This is a genomic window from Gemmatimonas sp., assembly GCF_027531815.1.
Classification (GTDB): Bacteria; Gemmatimonadota; Gemmatimonadetes; order Gemmatimonadales; family Gemmatimonadaceae; genus Gemmatimonas.
The window spans coordinates 1-20,361 of record NZ_JAPZSK010000010.1 but is presented as its reverse complement, the minus strand read 5'-3'; the positions used below and the strand labels follow the sequence as shown (position 1 = coordinate 20,361).

At 67.8% G+C, this 20,361-nt stretch carries 18 protein-coding genes; all 18 read right to left on the bottom strand.

Features of this window, described 5'->3' with window-relative positions:
* Nucleotides 1-4 precede the first annotated feature (4 nt).
* Nucleotides 5-370: a MerR family transcriptional regulator gene (locus tag O9271_RS12625; RefSeq protein ID WP_298270244.1), complete on the bottom strand. Its 366-nt coding sequence runs from the start codon at nucleotides 368-370 to the stop codon at nucleotides 5-7.
* A gap of 2 nt (nucleotides 371-372) precedes the next feature.
* Entirely contained in the window at nucleotides 373-1,398 is a 1,026-nt protein-coding gene (locus O9271_RS12620) for an NAD(P)H-dependent glycerol-3-phosphate dehydrogenase (protein WP_343213909.1), read from the bottom strand.
* A gap of 32 nt (nucleotides 1,399-1,430) precedes the next feature.
* The gene (gene plsY / locus O9271_RS12615; protein ID WP_298270240.1) at nucleotides 1,431-2,069 is read right to left on the bottom strand and encodes a glycerol-3-phosphate 1-O-acyltransferase PlsY; all 639 of its coding nucleotides are present in this window, start codon (nucleotides 2,067-2,069) and stop codon (nucleotides 1,431-1,433) included.
* Nucleotides 2,066-3,376 (bottom strand): ribosome biogenesis GTPase Der, encoded by a 1,311-nt coding sequence (gene der, locus O9271_RS12610; RefSeq protein ID WP_298270237.1) that lies wholly within the window; start codon nucleotides 3,374-3,376, stop codon nucleotides 2,066-2,068. The genes plsY and der overlap by 4 nt, the downstream gene beginning before the upstream one ends.
* Nucleotides 3,373-4,680 (bottom strand): DUF512 domain-containing protein, encoded by a 1,308-nt coding sequence (locus O9271_RS12605; protein ID WP_298270235.1) that lies wholly within the window; start codon nucleotides 4,678-4,680, stop codon nucleotides 3,373-3,375. The genes der and O9271_RS12605 overlap by 4 nt, the downstream gene beginning before the upstream one ends.
* Nucleotides 4,681-4,849: 169 nt before the next feature.
* Nucleotides 4,850-5,995, bottom strand: a complete 1,146-nt coding sequence (locus O9271_RS12600) for a threonine synthase (protein WP_298270232.1) — start codon at nucleotides 5,993-5,995, stop codon at nucleotides 4,850-4,852.
* A complete protein-coding gene (gene uvrC, locus O9271_RS12595) occupies nucleotides 5,992-8,019 on the bottom strand; it encodes an excinuclease ABC subunit UvrC (protein ID WP_298270229.1) in 2,028 nt (675 codons plus the stop codon). The genes O9271_RS12600 and uvrC overlap by 4 nt, the downstream gene beginning before the upstream one ends.
* The gene (murJ, locus tag O9271_RS12590) at nucleotides 8,016-9,605 is read right to left on the bottom strand and encodes a murein biosynthesis integral membrane protein MurJ (protein ID WP_298270226.1); all 1,590 of its coding nucleotides are present in this window, start codon (nucleotides 9,603-9,605) and stop codon (nucleotides 8,016-8,018) included. The genes uvrC and murJ overlap by 4 nt, the downstream gene beginning before the upstream one ends.
* Before the next feature lie 10 nt (nucleotides 9,606-9,615).
* A complete protein-coding gene (gene bshC / locus O9271_RS12585; RefSeq protein ID WP_298270223.1) occupies nucleotides 9,616-11,247 on the bottom strand; it encodes a bacillithiol biosynthesis BshC in 1,632 nt (543 codons plus the stop codon).
* A 45-nt stretch (nucleotides 11,248-11,292) separates the two neighbouring features.
* Nucleotides 11,293-11,757: a 23S rRNA (pseudouridine(1915)-N(3))-methyltransferase RlmH gene (locus tag O9271_RS12580; RefSeq protein WP_298270221.1), complete on the bottom strand. Its 465-nt coding sequence runs from the start codon at nucleotides 11,755-11,757 to the stop codon at nucleotides 11,293-11,295.
* 12 nt (nucleotides 11,758-11,769) lie between these two features.
* Nucleotides 11,770-13,080 carry a Glu/Leu/Phe/Val dehydrogenase gene (locus tag O9271_RS12575; RefSeq protein WP_298270219.1) on the bottom strand — a complete coding sequence of 437 codons (1,311 nt, stop codon included), beginning with the start codon at nucleotides 13,078-13,080 and terminating at the stop codon, nucleotides 11,770-11,772.
* A 26-nt stretch (nucleotides 13,081-13,106) separates the two neighbouring features.
* Nucleotides 13,107-14,183 (bottom strand): tetraacyldisaccharide 4'-kinase, encoded by a 1,077-nt coding sequence (locus tag O9271_RS12570; RefSeq protein ID WP_298270217.1) that lies wholly within the window; start codon nucleotides 14,181-14,183, stop codon nucleotides 13,107-13,109.
* Nucleotides 14,180-14,908: a lysophospholipid acyltransferase family protein gene (locus tag O9271_RS12565; RefSeq protein ID WP_298270214.1), complete on the bottom strand. Its 729-nt coding sequence runs from the start codon at nucleotides 14,906-14,908 to the stop codon at nucleotides 14,180-14,182. The genes O9271_RS12570 and O9271_RS12565 overlap by 4 nt, the downstream gene beginning before the upstream one ends.
* Nucleotides 14,905-16,035: a lipid-A-disaccharide synthase gene (lpxB, locus tag O9271_RS12560; RefSeq protein ID WP_298270211.1), complete on the bottom strand. Its 1,131-nt coding sequence runs from the start codon at nucleotides 16,033-16,035 to the stop codon at nucleotides 14,905-14,907. Before lpxB ends, O9271_RS12565 begins: the two co-directional genes overlap by 4 nt.
* Nucleotides 16,013-17,080, bottom strand: coding sequence for a Gfo/Idh/MocA family oxidoreductase (locus tag O9271_RS12555; RefSeq protein WP_298270208.1), 1,068 nt, complete (start codon nucleotides 17,078-17,080; stop codon nucleotides 16,013-16,015). Before O9271_RS12555 ends, lpxB begins: the two co-directional genes overlap by 23 nt.
* Nucleotides 17,081-17,104: 24 nt before the next feature.
* Entirely contained in the window at nucleotides 17,105-17,905 is an 801-nt protein-coding gene (gene lpxA / locus O9271_RS12550; protein WP_298270206.1) for an acyl-ACP--UDP-N-acetylglucosamine O-acyltransferase, read from the bottom strand.
* Nucleotides 17,902-19,233 carry a UDP-3-O-acyl-N-acetylglucosamine deacetylase gene (gene lpxC / locus O9271_RS12545; protein WP_298270204.1) on the bottom strand — a complete coding sequence of 444 codons (1,332 nt, stop codon included), beginning with the start codon at nucleotides 19,231-19,233 and terminating at the stop codon, nucleotides 17,902-17,904. The genes lpxA and lpxC overlap by 4 nt, the downstream gene beginning before the upstream one ends.
* On the bottom strand, nucleotides 19,230-20,318 hold the full coding sequence (lpxD, locus tag O9271_RS12540) for a UDP-3-O-(3-hydroxymyristoyl)glucosamine N-acyltransferase (protein ID WP_298270201.1): 1,089 nt from the start codon (nucleotides 20,316-20,318) through the stop codon (nucleotides 19,230-19,232). Before lpxD ends, lpxC begins: the two co-directional genes overlap by 4 nt.
* Nucleotides 20,319-20,361 lie beyond the last annotated feature (43 nt).

Below are 20,361 nucleotides of genomic sequence, written 5' to 3'. Positions count from 1 at the left end.
GAAGTCAGCGCGGGCCGTCGTCGAGCAGGGCCTGCAGTTCGGCGAGTTCGCGTTCGATGCTTTCCAGCGCCTCCACCTCAAGGGCCGCGCGGGCGGCCGGGCGCAGCGAGCCGCCCTTGCGATGCTCGTCGAGCTTCTGGCGTGCCCCATCGATGGTGTACTTCTCGGTGTACAACAGATGCTTCACGAGCAGGATCAGTTCCACCTCGCGACGCGAGTACACCCGATTGCCACTCCGGTTTTTCGCCGGGTTGAGCAACTTGAACTGGCTCTCCCAATAGCGCAGCACGTGTGGTTTGAGCTCGGTGAGCGTGCACACGTCGCCAATGGAGTAGAACTCCTGCACGAGTTCGCCGCGCGGCGCCGCCATGGTCAGTCGCGCTCCGGGCGCAGTTCGCGCGCCATGAGTTCGGCGACCGCGTCCCGAGGTGCGCACCCCTCGAACAGGATCCGATGCGTGGCCTCGATGATCGGCATCTCCACGCCGGTCTTCGCCGCGAGCGCGCGTGCGCTCTGCGTATTGAGCACCCCTTCGGCCACGCTGTCCTTGCCGGCCAGCGCCTGGTCGAGCGTCTGTCCTTGGCCAATGGCGACACCGACGGCACGATTCCGCGACAGGGCGCCCGTGCAGGTGAGCACGAGATCGCCGAGTCCGGCCAATCCGGCAAACGTGTCCGGCTTTGCGCCCAACGCCACGCCGAGGCGGGTCATTTCGGCGAGGCCGCGCGTCATCAGCGCCGCGCGCGGGTTGAACCCCAGCCCCAGTCCGTCGAGGATGCCTGTCGCGACCGCCATGACGTTCTTGAGGGCCCCACCCAATTCGACCCCCACCACATCGTCGCTCGTGTACACCCGGAACGCGGCGGCGCTCAAGGCCCCCTGCACCAGCGTCGCCGCCGCATGATCGGCGCTCGCGGCCACCACCGCGGTCGGCTGCCCCATGGCCACCTCGGCAGCAAAGCTCGGACCGCTCACCGCCACCACCGGATGCCCCGGCGACGCCTCGGCCACCACGTCGGTCATGAGGGCGAGCGTCTCCCGCTCGATCCCCTTGGTGGCCACCGAGAGCACGGCATGCCGTGGTGTATGCGCCGCGCAGTTCGCTACCACCACGCGCAGCACATGCGAGGGTGCCGCATAAACCACGAGGTCCGCGTCACACAGCGCCTCGTCGAGGGCACCACGCGCCACGAGCGACGGCGCCAGTGGAATACCGGCCAGAAACCGCGGGTTTTCGTGTCGGCTATTCACCGCGGTCACGACGTCGTCCTCACGCGCCCACAGTACCGTGTGGTGTCCATTGCGGGCGAGTCGGTCGGCGATCGCGGTGCCCCACGCCCCGCCTCCAATGACCGCACAGCGGCGCGGCGTGATGAGTCGCTCGCCTGGCGCCGGCATGGGCAGTGGGGTGAATGGCCCGGCGGCAGGCATTACGCCGAGCCTCCCGCCGTGGCGGCCTTGCCATTGCGAATGCGCGGCTCCTCTCCCCGCAGAAGCCGGCGGATGTTGTCGCGGTGCGTCCAAAAGACAAACGCGCCAATGGTCACCGCCACCATGGTCAGCGGCGTTACCGCGCGCGCCTGCAGCAGCATGGTGAGTGGAAGCACGACGGCGCCGACCAGTGAGCCGAGGGAGACGTACCGCGTGAATGCCACGGTGACCACGAACGCCCCCAGCGCCCACGCGCCGGCCACCGGGGCCAGCGCAAAGAAGACGCCGCTCGCCGTCGCCACCCCCTTCCCGCCTCCGCGCCCCAACAGGAAGATGGGTTTCACATGCCCGACGATGGTGAGCACGCCAATGAGCACGCCCCACGGCCACCCCGCAGCCACCCCGACCGCCGCGGGCAACAGCAACGTGGGAAGCAGACCCTTCAAGCCATCGACCACGTAGACCAGGGCCCCCCACTTCCATCCAAGCGTACGAAAGACGTTCGTCGCCCCGAGGTTGCCGGAGCCGACGGTTCGCAGATCCACACCGTTGGCCTTGCCCACGAGGTACGCCGTGGGAAACGATCCGGCGAGATACGCCGCCCCGAGCGCCCAGAGCGGCATGGCGACGCCGGTCAACTGTTCTTTCTCCGCATGATGATGCGCAGCGGTGAGCCCGTGAATCCCCACTTCTCACGGAAGCCGTTGTGCAGAAACCGGATGTAATGTTCGGGGATGAGTTCGGGATGATTGCCGAACACCGCGATGGTGGGCGGTTCGACTTCCACCTGCGTTGCGTAGTTCAGCTTGACTTCACGGCCCGCCGCCTGCGGCGGCTGGCGCCGTGCAATCATCTCACCGAGCGCATCGTTGACCTGCGAGGTGCTGATGCGGCGCGTGCGCTGCGTCTGCACCTCGAGCACCAGATCGAGCGCCTTGGTGACGCGTTGGCCGGTGAGGGCACTCGTAAAGAGAAACGGCACGAAGCCCAGATAGGGCGCCTTCTCGATGCACTCCTTGCGGAACTTGTCGGCGCTCTTGTCGGTCTTGTCCTCGTAGAGGTCCCACTTGTTGAGCACCAGGATGAGGCCACGTCCCGCCTCCCACGCCATGGTGGCGATCTTGAGATCCTGGTTCTGCAATCCCTCGGTGCTGTCGATCATGAGCACGCACACATCGGCCGAGTCGATGGCGCGGCGCGTACGCAACGACGAATAGAACTCCACGCCATCGTCGATTCGCGCCTGACGACGCAGACCGGCCGTGTCCACGAAGATGAGATCGGTCTCCTTGTAGCGCATGGGAGCATCGATGGCATCGCGGGTCGTCCCGGACTCATCGCTCACCACCAGCCGTTCTTCACCAAGGAGGCGGTTCACGAAGCTCGACTTCCCCACATTCGGCCGTCCGATGACCGCCACACGAATGGCCTCGGGGCGTTCTTCGCTGGTTTCGGGAATGGCATTGACCACGGCATCGAGCAGATCGCCCGAGCCCTTGCCGTTCGATGCGGAGACCGGGTACACATCGGGCACCCCGAGTCGATAGAACTCGTAGAAGTCGGTGCTCTCGGGGTTGTCGACCTTGTTGGCCACCAGCAGCCACGGCTTCTGCGCATTCCGCAGCAGGTCCATGATGCGGGCATCACTGGGGTGCACCCCCACCTTGGCGTCGCACACGAAGAGCATGAGGTCCGCCTCTTCAATCGCCTCCATGACCTGGTGACGAATGGCGAGATCCATGGGCAGATCGGAATCCTCGACGAGCCCGCCGGTATCGACGAGCCAGAAGTGGTGCCCCGCCCATTCGGCCTCGCCGAAGTGCCGATCGCGCGTGGTGCCCGCCTCGTCACTGACGATGGCGGTGGCCTCACCGATGATGCGGTTGAAGAGATGCGACTTGCCCACGTTGGGGCGACCGACAATGGCAACGACAGGGAGACTCATGCGTGAGATCGGGCAGCGGGAACGACCGCCGCATCCCCTTCGGGCACGAGCGCGTCAATGAAGTCGTACGAGGGAAACACCGGCATGGGCAACGACTCGCGCACGGCAATGAACTGCTCCTCGTCGAGGAACAGGCCGTTGTCGTTGATGCATTCGGCGGGAATGAGCGCCAGGTCGAGATCGGTCCGGTCGGCGAGCGCCCGGCGGATATCGGCCCCCACGAGGAGCCCCGCCGTGGTGGTGGTGGGCCCGAACAGCGAATTCTCGGTGGGAATGAGGACGAAGGCCGCCCCGGTCACGTCGGCAAGCTGCTCGAGCAGTTCCGGCATGAGCGGTGCCATGGAGGTGCCGGTCACCACGCCGATGCGCTTGCCGTCGAGACGGGGCAGCTGCGACAGACCGTCGCGCACGCGCGCGCGCAGCGACGTCACGGCCCCCACGCCGTTCTCGATCTGTGAGAACTCGCCGTAATGCTCGACCCCCGGCAGATCGACCCCCGCCAGCAGGTACAGCTCGTCCGAGCCGAACACCCAGCGATCGTCGCGCTCCGACAACGCCCGTTCTTCCCACCGATGCACCGCGTCGAGCAGCACGACGGCCTGTCGCGCGTCCATGGACTTGCCGGTGTACAGATGCGAGAACTGGGTGACCCCCACCGGCACCAGCGCCACGGAGAGCACGGCCTCCTCGAGCGCCCAGAGGTCGGCCAGCGACTGCTCGAGCACGTCGCCGTCATTGAGCCCCGGCACGATGACCATCTGGCAATGGAACTGAATACCTCCCTCCGCCAGACGCGTCAGCTGCTCGAGAATGTTGGGCACGCGCGGGTTGTTGAGCAGCACCTTGCGTGCCTCCCAGGGCGTCGCATGCACCGACACGTACAAGGGCGAGAGGCGGTACTCCAGAATGCGCGCGATGTCGCGCTCCTTCACGTTGGAGAGCGTCGCGAAGTTGCCGTATGCGAAGGACAGCCGATAATCGTCGTCGCGAATGTAGAGCCCCTTGCGGAGCCCCTTCGGGAGCCCTTCGATGAAACAGAACTCGCACCGGTTCGCGCAGCGACGCACGGTGGGCGGCGCCAGCTCCACCCCCATCGAGTCGCCATCTTCCCGCTCGATCTCGTACTCGACCGGGGCACCATCCGGGAGACGAGCCGACACCACGAACGCCTCGTCGGCCGTCAGGAACTCCCAATCGAGGAAGTCCTCCAGCGGCCGTTCGTTGATGGCAAGGAGTTCAGTGCCGGGAACGATGCCGACCTGATCGGCAATACTCCCCGGCTCGACGTGCGTAACGCGAACCATAGCCCGGGACGAAACCGGGGAAGCAGCCCGATGGCCCTCCCCCAGAAATCAGGTCGGCGGCAACGGAAGGGTTGCCGCCGACTTGAGAAATAATACGAGGCGTGAGGCCCGAAGTCAATCAATTCCATGGACTTCGGTCGCTTGAGCACCGGCCGACACGGCGTGCGGTTCACGCCCGATAGGAGGCCCCGCTGCCCGTATTGAACACCACGACCTCGGCATCGCGCTGAATGCGGCCGGCGTTGACACCGTCGCGCAGGACCGACAAGGCGCATCCGTCCTCCGGTGCCGCGTCGATGCCCGTGGCGGTGGCCAGGACCCGCGTCCATTCGCGGATCGCCTCTTCGGTGGCCGTGGCGGCAAACCCGCCGGTTTCCCGCATGATGCGCAGCACCAGCCGATCGCCGAGTGGCGACGGCACCCGCAAACCGCTCGCGTGGGTGACCGGGTCTACCCACGGTTCCGCCTTGTCGGCACCAGCGTCGAACGCCCGTGCAATGGGCGCACACCCTGCGGCCTGCGCCACCACGTACTGGGGCTGCACGCGATCAGCGGCGATCCAGCCACCGGCGGCCAGCTCCTGCAGCGCCTTCCAGATTCCTACCGTCCCCTCACCGCCACCGGTGGGATAGACCACCACGTCGGGCACACGCCAGCCCAACTGTTCGGCCAGCTCGAACCCCATCGTCTTCATCCCTTCCACCCGATACGGCTCACGCAGCGTGGAGATGGCGAAGTAGCCGGACTCGGCGGCGTAGGCCAGCGCCATCTTGCCGGCGTCACCGATATGCCCATCGATGCGAACGAGCTCGGCGCCCATGGCGTCGATGGTATCGAGAATGGGGCGCGGCGTGGTGCGTGGGGCAATCACCCGCACCTTCATTTCGGCCGCGGCAGCGTACGCGGCGAGGGCGGCGCCAGCGTTCCCGGCGGTCGGCACCACCAGCCCCGGCACCCCGGCCGCGCGGGCGCGGGTAACGGCGGCGCTCATACCGCGCGCCTTGAACGATCCGGTAGGGTTCTGCGCCTCGTCCTTGATCCACAGTTTCCGCACGCCCACCGCCTGGGCGAGTGCCGGCGCGTCGATCAGGGGCGTCAGCCCCTCACCGAGTGTGACCGGCGATTCCCCTGCCAGCAGGGGCATGAAGGGGGCGTACCGCCACATGTCCCAGCGATCGGCCAGCGGCGTGTGTCGGGCCACTGGGGCGTACCGGGCGAAGAGCGGCTGTCCGCAGCTGCCACACAGGGAGGCGCGCTCGAGCGGCGCGGGCGTGTCACATGCCGAACAGCGCAGTGTCCAGGAGGCGGTGGTCATGCACGAGGGGGTGGAGGGGAGTAGACGTCGGGTGACGCATCGCCCGGATCGCCCGCGGGAGGGGCCGACTCCGACAATGCAGAATCGTTGGCGGTGGCGTTGGAGGACAGCTCGATTGGAAGCGGCACGCCCAACGCCTGCAACACCTTGCGCGCCGATGCGACTCCGAACCCGGGGACCCGGGCGATGTCCTCCACCGCCGCGTCCTTCACGCCCTGCACGCTGCCGAAGACGTGAAGCAGGGCGCGCCGCTTGTTTGGTCCGATACCGGGAATCCTGAGCAGCTCCGATGTGATCGTACGCGCAGCCCGCTTCTGCCGCTGGAAGGTCACCGCGAATCGGTGCGCCTCGTCGCGAGCCTGCTGCAGCATGCGCAGCGCCGGCGAGCGACGCGGCAGGCGCACCGAATCACTGCGGCCAGGCAGGAAGATTTCCTCGTCCTTCTTGGCCAGGCTGATGAGCCCCGGCTGCTGCACCCCAAGCGCCTCCAGCGCCTCCCTGGCGGCGCCCAGCTGCCCCTTGCCGCCATCGATCACCACGAGGTCGGGCAACGGTTTCTCTTCGTCGATGCGTCGACGGAAGAACCGCGTCACCACTTCGTGCATCGAGCGGAAGTCGTCGTTGCCTTCGAATCCCTGAATCTTGAATTTGCGGTACTCGCTGCGCTTTGCGCGGGCATTCTCGAACCAGACCGCACTGGCCACCACGTCGGTCCCCTGGGCATGCGAGATATCGAAACAGACGAGCGAGCGCGGCAACCGCGCCAGCCCGAGCTCCCGCTGCAGTTCGTAGACCGGGTCGGCGGCGCGCTCCTCGGCTTCGAGTGCGGCCAGCTTGAACTCCTCGAGCAGGTGCTGGGCGTTCTTGTCGGCAAGGTCGACGAGAGCCCGCCGGGGACCGCGCTGCGGAATGCGGATGCGCGTGCCGCCCAGCGAGGCCTCGAGCGTCTCCCGATCGTCAAAATCGAATGGGACGAGGAGGTCGGCGGCACGGGCATCGGCCGTACGGTACCACTGGGCGAGCGAGGCACCCAGTACGGCGCCGTCCTCTTCGCCTTCGGCCTGCTCGAGCAGGCGGTGGTCACGCGCCAGCAGCTTGCCACCGCGTATGCGCATGATCACCACACAGGCGTCCTCGCCATCGCGCGCATAGCCCACCACATCCCGATCGCCGCCCTCCACCTCGAGCACGACCGTGGGCTCCTCCATCTTCTCGAGATGTCGCAGCGCATCGCGCAACTCGCCGGCACGCTCGAAGTCGAGTCGTTCCGAGGCCTCGAGCATGCGTTCGCGCACGTGCCGCACCACGTCGCTGGTACGCCCCTCGAGAAACCAGACGACTTCGTCGATCATCGCGCGGTATTCGGCGGTATCCTGATAGCCGACGCACGGCGCCTTGCAGCGCTTGATGAAGTAGTCGAGGCAGGGGCGCTCCGGCGCCTCGCCAGGCAGCGCGTAGTGACATGAGCGCACGGTGAAGATGCGCTTCACGACGTTCAACGCCCGGCGCATCGATCCAACGTCGGTGTACGGTCCGAAGTAGCGCGCCCCGTCGTCCTGCAACCGCCGGGTGACGATGACCCGAGGAAACGGCTCCTGTACCGTGACCTTGATGTACGGATACGACTTGTCGTCGCGCAGGGCGATGTTGAACCGCGGACGATACTCCTTGATCAGCGTGGCTTCGAGGATGAGCGAGTGCGCCTCGCTCGGCACCACGATCGTGTCCAGGTCGCGTACCTTGCGCAGCAGCCCGCGGGTCTTGGGGCTCGCCTCGTGCTCCTGCGCCCAGTAGCTGCGCACCCGGGACCGAAGCCGCTTGGCCTTGCCCACATACAGCACGCCACCCTGTTCGTCCTTCCAGAGATACACGCCCGGTGATTCCGGCAGGTGCGGCAACCGACGCGCGACCGCCAGCGGCATGCCACGGGCCAGTGCCGCCCTGGTCCAGTCGTCGTCGGGAACAGGCAGCTGCTCCAGCGACGATCCGCTTCGATCGTCGTCGTGCATGGCAGACGCGCTCATGCTCCCGCCGAGGGTGAGTCCGCGTGCCGCGGGCGACGACGCAACCATCGCGCGGCTTCGGCCGATCCCATCCACCATGCGGCGAGGAGATAGGACGCGCCGAATACACCGAGTACCGGGAACGCGGCCACGCGCACATGCCACTCGGGCGCGAAGTGCTGATGCAGCAGCCGTGCCCCACTACCGGCCACGACTGCCACGAGGGAAGCCAGCATGATGCGCCGGGTACCCTTCCACATGGCCGGGGTGTACAGCGGGCCCAGGCGGCGCCGCAACCCGCGCGCCAGCAGCCCGAGGTTCACGTACGATCCGAGCGCCGATCCCACGGCAATGCCGGCCGCGGCGAGCGACGAACTGCGCAGCGGAAGCGTCATGCTGATGGCGGCAATCGCCGACACCACGATGCTGATCACCGACGCCCGTAACGGTGTCCGATAGTCCTGCAGCGCATAGTACGCCGAGCCGAACAGCTTGACGGAGCCAAAGCTCACCAGCCCCAGCGCGTAGCCAGCGAGGACGGCATACACCGCCTGTTGCTCGGCCGCACCAAAGCGCCCGGCGCGGTACAGCACCCCCACGCAATAGTCACCCAGGGCAAGGAACAGCGCGGCGCTGGGGACCACGTAGAAGAGGATGCGCTGCCACCCGCCCCGGAGTCGTTCGCGGAGTGCCTCCTGCGCCGCGCTCGCGGTGTCACGGGAGAACTCCGGTAGGGAGGCAGCGGCCACGGACACGCCGAAGAGGGAGACAGGCAGCAGGGCGAGCGTGTTGGCGTAGGTGATGGTGGTCGTGGCGCCGGTTGGCAGGAAGGAGGCGATCTGCAGATCGACGAACCCCGAGATCTGCACGACTCCCAGCGCCGTTATCACGGGCACCAGATTGCGCAGCACCTGACGGACGCTCGCGTTGGTCGCATCGAGCGACGGCCGCACGGCTCCCATCAGACGCAGGACCTCCGGCATTTGCACCGCCACCTGCAGCAGCGCACCAGCGAGCGTTGCCCACGCCAGCCACACCGCCAGTTGGGCCGCATCGGCCGCACGCGGCCCTCCCACGAGCAGCAGCGCGATCTGTGCCACGGACCACATGGCGGCACTCGCGTAGCTCCAGAAGAACCGCCGATGCGAATTCTGGATGCCGAGGCACCACCCGCTGAGCACCATGACTCCGGTCATTGGGAACAACACACGGGTCAGCTGCGTGGCGAGTTGCCGCGTAGGCTCGTCGAAACCCGCTGCCAGCGCGGCGGTAAGCCATGGTGCGGCGGCCACACCGATGAGGGTGAGGGCACTGACGGCAACGAAGAGCAGACCGAGCACGGCGTTGGCCAGTGCGCGAGCAGCCGCCTCATCACCGGAGCCGAGCAGCCTGCTGTAGACAGGGACGAAGGCCGCCGACAGGGTCCCTTCGCCCAGCAGATTGCGCACCGCATTCGGTATGCGGAACGCGGCGTTGTAGGCGTCGGACGCGGCGCCCGCTCCGAAGAAATAGGCAAACGCCGTATTGCGCAGGAGACCGACGACGCGGCTGATGAGGATGCCGGCCCCGACGACGAACGCTGCGCGTCCGCCCGTGCCCTCGCTCATGCCCGCGTGCTCACGACGACGCGGGGGCGCCCGTGACGAGCGAGCGCGCGTACGGGCGCGCCGCGTCGGCAATGTCAGCCAGGAGCGCCGGACCGTACCGGGCAAGCATCGGCATCAGGTTGAGCACCCGTTCGGGGGACCGACCCTGCGGTCGCAAGGCGGCGCGAAGAGCCGCGACCTCCAATTGCGCGTCCTGCTCCACGCGTTTCATGCCGGCAAGAACGCGACGCTCGAAACGGTCGATCCGGTGCGTCACGTCGCGCGCCAGTCCTTGCACCACCTCGTCAGCCACGGGCCCGCCCTGCCCGGCCAGCGTCTCCTGCAGGCCACGCACCTGCGTTTCCAGCGCCAGTCGCAACCGCTCCATGGAGTCGGCCAGCGCCTCGGGCAGCTGCGCGCGCGCGCGATGCGTTTCTGCCGCATGCGGATCGCGCAGCATGGCATCGTCGATACCCAGCGCCTCCTGACGCGCCAACCGTTCGCGTTCGACAAGCTCGCAGGCGAACCGTGGTGTCACCACCGGAACCTCTGCCTGCAGCGCAGCCGCGACCGGCGCCACCTGCGCGAAATACGCGTATTCCCCAGGCCCCGCCATATAGGTGAGCGTGGGAAGCAGTGCGCGCTCCAATACCGGACGCAGCAGGACATTGGCCCCCAGCGTCCCCGGTTCGGCCTCGCGCGCCACGGCAGCAGCGTGCGCCAGCGGCACGCGTTCGCGCACCGGGCGCATCTGGCCGCCATGATCTTCGAGGCGCAAGCGAAACACCAGTGACAGGCCGTCCACCACATCGACCTGCGCGCGATAGCCGTGCGATTCGATCTCGTGAGTGCGCCGCTGCAGCGCCTCCTGCACGGGCGCCGCCTGCTTCAGTGCCAGACGCAGGAAGGGGTCGGCCGCCACACGGAGCGCGGGGTGGGCCGCATCCAGCACGGCAATGCCAAGCGGCTCAAGGAGCGCGCGCAGCAACTGGACGTACGCCGCGCCGATGGTCGCGTGCGGCACGTAGGCCGCATCGAGTGCGGCAAGCACCGACTGGTGCGCCGCCGACCCTGCGGCCGTAGACAGCGCCTGTCGGGCCTCGCGGAGATCGCCCAGCGGGACATCGGCCATGGCCACACCCTCGGTGGCTGGTCCGGGAAGCGACACCGACAGCAGGCCGCGGGCTGTCGCAAAATGGGTGACGGCGGCTTCCAGCCAGTCGGCGTCATCGCTGGCAGCCCAGAACACCGGTGCCACGGGCATGCCCGTGGCTGACTCCAACTCGTCGGCGAGTGCGAGCGCTCCGAGCGCCTTGGTCCACGTGTACGTGGGCCCGCCAAAGAGTCCCGGCTGCTGCCCTGTCGTGATCACGACGCCCGACGCGGCGGCGCGGCTGAGGCGCTCCCCGGCAGCCCCCGTCGCGGCAAAGGCGGGAGCCAGCGGTGCCAGCCAATCCCGCCCCTGCAGGCTGGTGCGCACGGCCTGCGCGCGTGCACGCCAACCGTCGGCGGTCTCCGGGGGTGCAGCCAGCCATTCGCGCCCCGTTTCGGCGCGCTGCAGCGCTTGCGACAGCGCACTCCCTCCGAGCGGCACAGGCCGAATGAGCACGGCAGCGGTTTCGGCCGCGGGGGCGGTTTCGGAAGCCACGGGGCTGCTGGTCACGGACAGCTCATCGCGAGGGGACACAGGGTGTGAACGTCAGGGCCATCATTTGTGATATGGCTCGCCGCGCGCAATGGTGCCAGCACGATAGAGCTGCTCGGCCAGCACCAGGCGTGCAACCTCATGCGGAAGCGTCCATGGCGCCAGTGAGAGCCGCCGATTGGCCCGGCGACGGACCGGCTCGCCCAGTCCGTGGGCCCCGCCCACCACGAAGCAGACGCTGCGGGCCGCGTCGCGCTGCTCCTGCAGCCAGCGGGCAAAGGGCTCGGACTCCATGACCGCGCCCCCTGGATCACAGGCGACCACGATGGCATCACCGGGGAGGCGCTCCGCCTGACGCTCACCTTCGCGGTCACGAACGAGCTCGGCGGACAGCCCGCGCCCGGGCTCCTCCTTGACCTCGACCACCTCCAGCGGCCAGTAGCGGCCCGCCCGAGTCTCGTAGTCACGAATGGCATCGGCCAGCCCCGCATGACGAGGCCGGCCGATGACCACCACCGACACGCGCACAGCGCGGTCCGTTCAGGCGTAGATGCCGCGCAGGCGATGCACCGTGGCGACGCGGCTGATGGAGAGCATGTACGCGGCCGTGCGCATGTTGACCCGGTGCTGCTTGGAGAGCTGCAGTACGTCGGCGAAGCTGCGGGTCATGATGTCACCCAACCGCTCGTTGACCACGGCCTCGCTCCAGAAGTAGCCCATGCGGTCCTGCACCCACTCGAAATAGGACACCGTCACGCCACCTGCGTTGGCGAGAATGTCGGGAATCACGAAGATCCCCTTCTCCTCGAGAATGGGATCGGCCGCGGCGGTCGTCGGCCCGTTGGCCCCCTCGCAAATCACCTTCGCGCGAATCCGGGGCGCGTTCTTGGTGGTAATGACATTCTCGAGCGCTGCCGGTACGAGCACATCCACATCGAGCGTGAGCAGGTCGTCGGCGTCGATCGCGTCCCCCCCGGTGAACCCCTCGAGTGAGCGGTGCTGCTGCACGTGCCGGATGGCCGCGTCGACATCGATGCCCTGGGCGTTGTGAAAGGCCCCCGCGCGATCGCTGATGGCGACGATCCGTGCCCCCTGCTCCGCCATGAGCTTCGCGGCGATGGACCCGACGTTGCCGAAGCCCTGCACGGCCACCCTGGCGCCCTTGATGTCCATGCCGAGGTGCTGGAGCGCCTCCTTCGTCACGAGCATGCACCCGCGACCCGTGGCTTCCTTGCGCCCCAGCGACCCGCCCATTTCCACGGGCTTGCCGGTCGTGACGGCATTCTCCGTGCGACCGACGTGCATGGAGTACGTATCCATGAGCCACGCCATGACGCGCTCGTTCGTGTTCACGTCGGGTGCCGGAACGTCGGTATCGGGGCCGAGCAGCGAGATGATGCCCTTGGTGTAGCGGCGAGTCACCCTCTCCAGTTCACCCACGCTCATGGACAGCGGATCGCAGATGACGCCACCCTTGGCACCGCCGAAGGGCAAGTTCACCACGGCGCACTTCCAGGTCATCCAGGCGGCGAGCGCCTTCACTTCCTCGAGCGTGACGTTGAGATCGAAGCGGATGCCGCCCTTGGCGGGGCCGCGGGAAGTGTTGTAGAGCACGCGATAGCCCGTGAACACTTCGACGTCCCCATTGTCGAGCATGACGGGAACGGAGACGATGAGCTGCTTCTCGGGATTGCGGAGGATCTTGTAGATGCCGGGCTCGAGGTCGAGCAACTCGGCGGCGCGGTCGAAGCGCGACATCATCGCTTCGAACGGATTCTCTTCGTTGAGGAACCGATCCTTGTCCGGACGAACGATGCTGTCCGTCGGCAGTCGCAGGAGGTCGATGGCCATTTCGCGGGGAGTTTGGTGTGCCGGCGTCAGCCGACGGTGGGAACCGTGGCGTCGCGCGCCGCCAGAACCCGGTCGCATTCGCGCTCCAGGACCTCGGCGCCTCGATCCACCACGAGTGTCTGAGAAACATACCAAAGCGGCGGCGCTTCGCGAGGCCAACGTGGCCCCAGCTTCACCGCGTCCTTGAGTGTGCAGAGCGCCCCGTCGCCCCGTCGCGCCTCCTCCACCAACCGCGCGATCTCCGCGTCAGTGAACGCATGATGATCCGGAAAGCGCACGTGACGGACGAGCCGCATCCCGGTGGCGATCAGTTGGCGCTCGAACGCATCCGGATCGGCAATGGCCGACGTGAGCAGCAGACGGCGATCGCGAAGCCAACTGAGCGGCTCCGCGGTGTGCGCATTTTCAGAAACGGGGATTGCCTCACCGGCAGCAGACGGCACACGCTGCACGCCCTGCGGCAGCAGGCGAACGATGGCGACGGCTGCCTCCGGCGTCTGCTCGCGAATCACCGCCTCGACGCGCGCCACGGCTTCGTCATCGGCCGCCTTTCGCGTAAGGACCACGGCGGTGGCGCGGCGCAGCGCCGACAGCCGCTCGCGATACGGCCCCGCAGGCAGCAGGCGGGCGGGCGCGCAAAAGCGATCCACGTTCACGAGAACGACATCAGCCACCCGGTGCGCGCGGCGATGCTGAAAGGCATCGTCCAGCACCGCACAATCGGCGCCCTGCTGCTGCGCTTCGGCCATGGCGTGTAGCCGATCCGCACCGACCACGACCGGTACGCGCGGCGTGAGCAGCTGGTGAACGCGCCACTCGTCATCCCCGTAACCGCGCAGGATGATTGCCGGACGTGCGCCGCGGGCCGCCAGCTGCCTGGCGAACCAGGAGGCAACGGGGGTCTTGCCGGTTCCCCCAACCGTGAGATTCCCGACCGACAGCGCCGGGAGAACGGTCGCCGCCGGCACACCGTCGAACTGCCGGTTCCGGCGGGCTACGGCCGCTCCGAAGAGCGCGGATGCCGGTGCCAGGGTGGCGCGGGCAAGCGCCGCCAGCGTACTGGTGCCATACCACACCCACTCCGCCACGGCGCGCCCATTCACGGCGCCGGTGCCTCGCCGCGCGGTGGTACCTGGCTTGTCTCGCCGCGCGCCAGGGCTTCGACCAAGGCGAGATCCTGCTGCATGTACTCGGCAAACTCCGGCGCCCGCTCGGCAACGGCGCGGATGTCTTCGCCCTCAACCGCGCGGGGAGTGCCGTAGAGCACCGTCACCCGCGCAAACGGTTTGGGAATCTCGAAACCGTCCCAGCTGCGGAGTTGCCACTTGCGATCGACATGTCCGGTAATCGTGACGAGCGGCACCTGTGCCCGACTCGCCAGCATCAGCGCCCCGGGGGCAAACGAATGCCGCGGCCCACGCGGACCGTCGGGAGTAAACGCCATGTCGGTACCGCGCCGCACCACCTGCACGGACTCGAGCAGGGCGCGCGTTCCACCACGGGAGCTGGAGCCGCGCACGCCAAACAGGCCGAACAGCGCAATGATGCGCGCGATGATTTCGCCGTCGCGATGCTCGCTCACGATCACGCCGGTCGGCGCCTTGTGCGCCCACAGGAGCGGCAGCATCTGTCCGTGCCAGAGGGCATACACCACGGGTGTCTCCCCCGCTGGGCGGGCGAGAAGCCATTCGCGACCGTGTACCCGAACGCGCCACGTGACGCCGAGCAGGCGCAGCAACCATCCGCCCAGCACAATCGCAGCACGTGTACGCCCGTCGAGTGCGACGGGGCGACGTTCGGCAGCAGGCGCCACCGGTGCGGTGCTCATGCGACCAGCAGCTGCGCAATCATCTCGGCTACCCGGCGCGAGGCACCCGGCGTGCCCAGACGCGCGCGGACTTCGGCGAGTCCCGCCAGCGCCGCGGAACGCGCGGGGGATTCCGCCTCGAGCAGCGGCAGCAGTGTCGCGGCCACACGTTCCGGAACGAATCGCTCCTGCACGAACTCGGGCGAGACCTCTCGCCCGGCCACGACGTTGACGAGGCCGATATGGGGAATCGTCACCACCCGCTTCGCAATCGCGTACGTGATCCCACTCGTGCGATACCCGATCACATGCGGCAGCCCGGCCACGGCCGCCTCCAGCGTGTTGGTGCCACTCTTGAGCAGCCCTGCCGTGGCAGCGCGCTGCACCACGAACGAGGCGCCCTGCACCAGTGGAAACGGACAGTCGGCGGCATTGATGGACACCGTGGGGGCCACCCCCACCACCACCTGCACTTGAGGTCGGCGACGCTGGACGGCCTGGGCGGTCGCCACGAAGAGATCGAGATGCCGCGCGATCTCCGCGCGACGGCTCCCGGGGAAGAGGGCAAGCACCGGCCGGTGTACATCGAGCCCAAGCTCGGCGCGTGCCTCCATCGTGGACGGCAGGTCCTGGGCGCGATCGAGCAGCGGATGCCCCACGAACGTGGCGTCCACCCCATGCTGCCGCAGCAGCGCTTCCTCGAAGGGGAGGATCGACGCGGCCTTGGTGACCAGACGCGCGATCTTCGGCAGGCGCTTGGCCCCCCACGCCCACACCTGTGGCGTGATGTAGTAGAGCACTGGAATACCGGCCGCGCGGGCCGCTTCGGCCACCTTGAGATTGAATCCGGGATAATCGAGCAGCACCACCAGCCCGACCCGGCCGCTTGCCATGCGCGCGCGCAGCCGCCGCAGCAGGGCCCAGTGCCTTGGGATGTGCTGCAGCACCTCCACGAACCCCATTACGGCGAGCTGCTCGACGTCCTCGATGATCTCCACCCCGGCGCGTCGCATATGCCCGCCCCCCACACCAACGAGCGGCACGGCAGGTGCCACCTGGCGCAGCACCTCGGCGACCTTGCCTGCATGCAGATCGCCGGACGCTTCGCCGACGACGAACAGCACCTCACGCACGCGTTGCCCCGTCATGCGCCGCCGCGGACGCGACCGCCGCCTCGTCGACCTGCATCCTCGCGTGCGCCCGTTCGATGGCGGAGACGATGCGGAGCGCCGCTTCGAGCGCCTCGCGCCCTTCCGCGCCGGTCACCGCCACCGGGTTGCGGCCCGCAATGGCCCCGAGAAACTGCGACAGCTCCAGCACCAGCGGTTCACCTTCCGGCGCCTCCAGCACCACACGTTCGACGAACTCCTCCAGCGCGCGCGGAGCACGGGCAAGCTGCATGGGATCGAAGTCGCCCCGAAGACGGAAGAATTCTCCTGTCCCGGCCGCCAGGTCGAGCGACAGGTAGCCGCTTCGCTGGAAAATGCGCAACTTGCGCAGCCGCTCCCGCGACACGCGACTGGCCGTGATGTTCGCCACGGCGCCGTTGGCAAAGGTGAGCCGCGCGTTGGCGATGTCGAGCTGCGGCGTCAGCACCGGAATGCCCATAGCCTGTACATCGGCCACGGGCGATCCGACCAGCGTGTGCACGAGATCCAGATCGTGGATCATGAGATCCAGCACCACCGCGACATCCGACCCGCGCGGGTTGAACGGGGCGAGACGGTCGCTCTCGATGAAGCGCGGCCCGTCGACGAACGGCACGGCCGCGCGCACCGCCCGATTGAAGCGCTCGACGTGACCAACCTGCAGCATCACCCCCGCGCGCGCGGCCTGTTGCAGCAGGTCGTCGGCTTCGACCAGGGTTACCGTGAACGGCTTCTCCACGAAGACATGCTTGCCGCGGGACAGTGCGGCCGACGCCACGGCGTGGTGCGCCGTGGTGGGCACGACGATTGAAACGGCTTCGACGTCGTCGAGCAGCCGGTCGAGCGATGGATACGCCGTGACGTGATACTGCGCGGCCACCTGCGCCGCCCGCGCGGGATTTTCGTCGACAAAGCCGGCGAAACGGTCGCCGCACAGGTCACGCAGGATGCGGACATGATGCACCCCCAGTCCGCCCGCCCCCACGACGCCCACCCGCGGAGCGTTGGCACGGCTGAACCACTGCTGGTCGGCAAGCGCCGTCATGCGATGCTCCGGAAGGTCACGAGCTCAGAAGCCGACGCCACGCTGGCTCGCTTCGATGAACTCGAGGAAGTGCTGCACCTCGGGAATGAGCTCAAGCTCGCCGCGGGCCTTCTCCACCCCCTGCGACAAGTTGAGATCGGAACGGAAGCAGTGGCGATAAGCCTTCTTGAGCTCGCGTACCACCGGCTCGTCAAAGCCGCTGCGCTGCAGCCCCACGGAGTTGAGCCCGAACAGCTTGATGGGGTTGCCGACGGCGCGCACGTAGGGCGGTACGTCCTGCGCGACGCGGGAGCAGCCGCCAATGAAGGCATGCCGTCCGATGCGCGCAAACTGATGCACGGCGCACAACCCGGAGATGATTGCGCGATCCTCGACCTGCACATGGCCGGCGAGCTGCGTCCCGTTCGAGATGATGATGTGATCGCCCAGCTGGCAGTCGTGCGCCAGGTGCACGTAGCTCATGAGAAAGCAGTGCTTCCCCACGCGGGTCGTGATGGAGTGCGCCGTGCCTCGGTTGATCGTGGCATACTCGCGCACGGTGGTGTCATCACCGATCTCGACCCACGTTTCTTCCCCGCGGAACTTGAGGTCCTGGGGATCTCCGCCGAGCACGGAGCCCACGCCGATCACGACGCGTTCGCCCAGCGTCACGTTGCGTTCGAGCGTGGCGCGCGCGCCCACGCGCGACCCGTTGCCAATGGTGCAATGCGGCCCCACGATGGCCCACGGGCCGATCTCGACATCCAGGCCGATCTGCGCCGTCGGATCGATGAGCGCACTCGGATGGATGCGGGCCCCTCCAATCGTCTCCGGTATGGTGCTCATCGATCGCGAACCATGGCCGCCATGTCTGCTTCGGTCACGACCTGTCCATCGACGTAGGCCGTGCCCTTCATCTTGCACATCGTGCCACGCATCTGAACGACATCGAGCTCGAGGCGCAGCTGATCCCCGGGCTTCACAGGGCGCCGGAACTTCACGTTGTCGAGCGACAGGAAGTACACCACCTTCGACGAAGGATCCTCGATGGTGCGCATAAGCAGCATGCCTCCCACCTGCGCCATCGCCTCGATGATGAGAACTCCCGGCATGATCGGATGCCCTGGAAAGTGCCCCTGGAAGAACGGCTCGTTGATGGTGACGTTCTTGAGGCCTACGATGCGCTTGCCTTCTTCAAGCTCGAGGATGCGATCGACGAGCAGAAACGGGTAGCGATGCGGCAGTACCTGCAGAATGTCTTCGACGGTGTACACGGACGGTTCCCGGGTGGCGTGTTGAACGAGCGCTCGCACCAACGCCACCGTGCCGCGGTGGCTGGGCTTGTGAGCAACGATGCGGGCGCGCACGCGCGCGCCTGCCAGGACGAGGTCCCCGACACAGTCGAGGGCCTTGTGCCGAACGAATTCGTCCGGCCAGCGCAGGGCCGTGTCCACCAGCCCGTTGGCGTCCAACACGATCGCATTGGCCGTGGACGCCCCCTGAATGAGTCCCTTCGCCCGCAGCGCCTCGACTTCGTGCACGAAGCCGAAGGTGCGCGCCCCCGCCAGCGCCTCGCGAAAGGTGGTCGGGGTGACCATGTAGGTGCCCCGCTGCGCGCCGATCAGCGGATGCGGGAAGTCGATGGAGACATCGAGCGACAGCCCGAAACACGGATGTGCCTCGTAGACACTCTCTCCATCAACCACGCGAATGCTCTTGCGCAGCACGAGCCAATCCGGGCGCCCGTCGGTGAGGACCAGCCCGGCGCCGGTGAGTGCCTCCAGGAACGGCGTCGCGCTGCCGTCCATGATGGGAGGCTCCGGGCCATCCATCTCGATGATCAGATCATCGATGGCCAGCCCGCCAACGGCTGCCAGCACGTGTTCCACCGTGTGCAGCGCCGCCTCCCCCTCGCCCAGCTGGGTCCGGCGTTCCGCTTCCACGGCCAGATCGACGCGCGCCGGAATGGAGTCGCTCCCCGGCAGGTCAACACGGCGGAACACGATACCTGTGCCTGACGAGGCCGGCCTGAACACCAGCCGGCACGGTCGGCCAAGGTGCAGCCCCACGCCCTCGACCCTGGCGTCCGCCCCGATCGTGCGACGCCCGAGACGACCGACGTTCGCCGATACCGAGTCGGCCGACGGGGCCTTCGATCCAGCGCGCGCGATCATGTGCCCGCTCCTTCAACCGAGGCGTCCGAGCGACCGAGCAACCGCTCGAGCGGCCTCACGAGGCGCGCCAGGCGCACCAGGGCCGCCTGCGTCCGCATCTGTTCCTTGTGCGGACGGGCCGGATAGCCCGACCAGACCTCACCAGCGGGAACATCCCCGAACACCCCCGACTGCGCCGCAACGGACGCCTTGACGCCGATGGTCAGGTGCCCGCCAAGCCCCGCCTGCCCGCCAACCTGCGCGCCATCTTCAATGCGTGTCGAGCCGGCCATGCCGACCTGCGACGCAATGAAGCAGAAGCGCCCAATGCGTACGTTGTGCCCGATCTGGACCAGATTGTCGATCTTCGTACCGGCGCCGATGATCGTATCGTCGACGCTCCCGCGGTCGACACAGCTGTTGGCCCCCACCTCGACGTCGTGCTCGAGCACGCAGCGTCCCACATGGGGAATGCGCACAACGCCTGTGGGTCGCGGAACGAAACCGAACCCTTCACGCCCCACCTGCGCACCGGCGTGCAGCACGACGCGGTCGCCAAGCTCGGTGAAGGGATAGACCACGGCATGCGGATGCAGGCGTACGTCAGCGCCCAGCGAACTCCCCGCCCCCACCGTGGCGCCCGCGCCAATCCAGCACCGATCGCCAATCACCACCCCGTCGCCAACCACGGCGTGGGGATCGACGGTCACTCCTGCCCCCAGGCGCGCCGTGGCCGCGATGACCGCGGTCGGGTGGACTCCAGCGGCACGCGGTTCGGTCCGTTGAAAGTGCCCCAGCAGCCCGATCAGCGCATCCATTGGGCGCTCGACCACGATGCGAGTCGTGGGGCGCCCGGGCTGGTCAGCCAGCTCGAGCGCCACCAGCACCACACCGGCACGCGACTGGGCGAACCAGCCGCTGTACCGGCGGTGCGACAAGATGCTCAGATCGTGCGGGCCGGCCCGGTCGAGCGGCGCGATCCCGCGCACCAGCACGGTCGGGTCGCCCATGAGGCGTCCGCCCACCTGTGCCGCAACGTCAGCGGCGGTGATGGGCGTCTGCCCATCACCGCCGCCACTGCGCGGAGCGTGCGTCTCGCCGCTCACGCGGCGCTTACTCCGTGGGCGGCTTCTTCGTGATGCCAGCCGG

Excerpts from the sequence above, each read along its gene's own strand:
- O9271_RS12625 (WP_298270244.1), bottom strand. The coding sequence starts at position 370 with ATGGCGGCGCCGCGCGGCGAACTCGTGCAGGAGTTCTACTCCATTGGC.
- O9271_RS12620 (WP_343213909.1), bottom strand. The coding sequence starts at position 1,398 with ATGCCGGCGCCAGGCGAGCGACTCATCACGCCGCGCCGCTGTGCGGTC.
- der (WP_298270237.1), bottom strand. The coding sequence starts at position 3,376 with ATGAGTCTCCCTGTCGTTGCCATTGTCGGTCGCCCCAACGTGGGCAAG.
- O9271_RS12605 (WP_298270235.1), bottom strand. The coding sequence starts at position 4,680 with ATGGTTCGCGTTACGCACGTCGAGCCGGGGAGTATTGCCGATCAGGTC.
- O9271_RS12600 (WP_298270232.1), bottom strand. The coding sequence starts at position 5,995 with ATGACCACCGCCTCCTGGACACTGCGCTGTTCGGCATGTGACACGCCC.
- uvrC (WP_298270229.1), bottom strand. The coding sequence starts at position 8,019 with ATGAGCGCGTCTGCCATGCACGACGACGATCGAAGCGGATCGTCGCTG.
- murJ (WP_298270226.1), bottom strand. The coding sequence starts at position 9,605 with ATGAGCGAGGGCACGGGCGGACGCGCAGCGTTCGTCGTCGGGGCCGGC.
- O9271_RS12575 (WP_298270219.1), bottom strand. The coding sequence starts at position 13,080 with ATGGCCATCGACCTCCTGCGACTGCCGACGGACAGCATCGTTCGTCCG.
- O9271_RS12565 (WP_298270214.1), bottom strand. The coding sequence starts at position 14,908 with ATGAGCACCGCACCGGTGGCGCCTGCTGCCGAACGTCGCCCCGTCGCA.
- lpxB (WP_298270211.1), bottom strand. The coding sequence starts at position 16,035 with ATGACGGGGCAACGCGTGCGTGAGGTGCTGTTCGTCGTCGGCGAAGCG.
- O9271_RS12555 (WP_298270208.1), bottom strand. The coding sequence starts at position 17,080 with ATGACGGCGCTTGCCGACCAGCAGTGGTTCAGCCGTGCCAACGCTCCG.
- lpxA (WP_298270206.1), bottom strand. The coding sequence starts at position 17,905 with ATGAGCACCATACCGGAGACGATTGGAGGGGCCCGCATCCATCCGAGT.
- lpxC (WP_298270204.1), bottom strand. The coding sequence starts at position 19,233 with ATGATCGCGCGCGCTGGATCGAAGGCCCCGTCGGCCGACTCGGTATCG.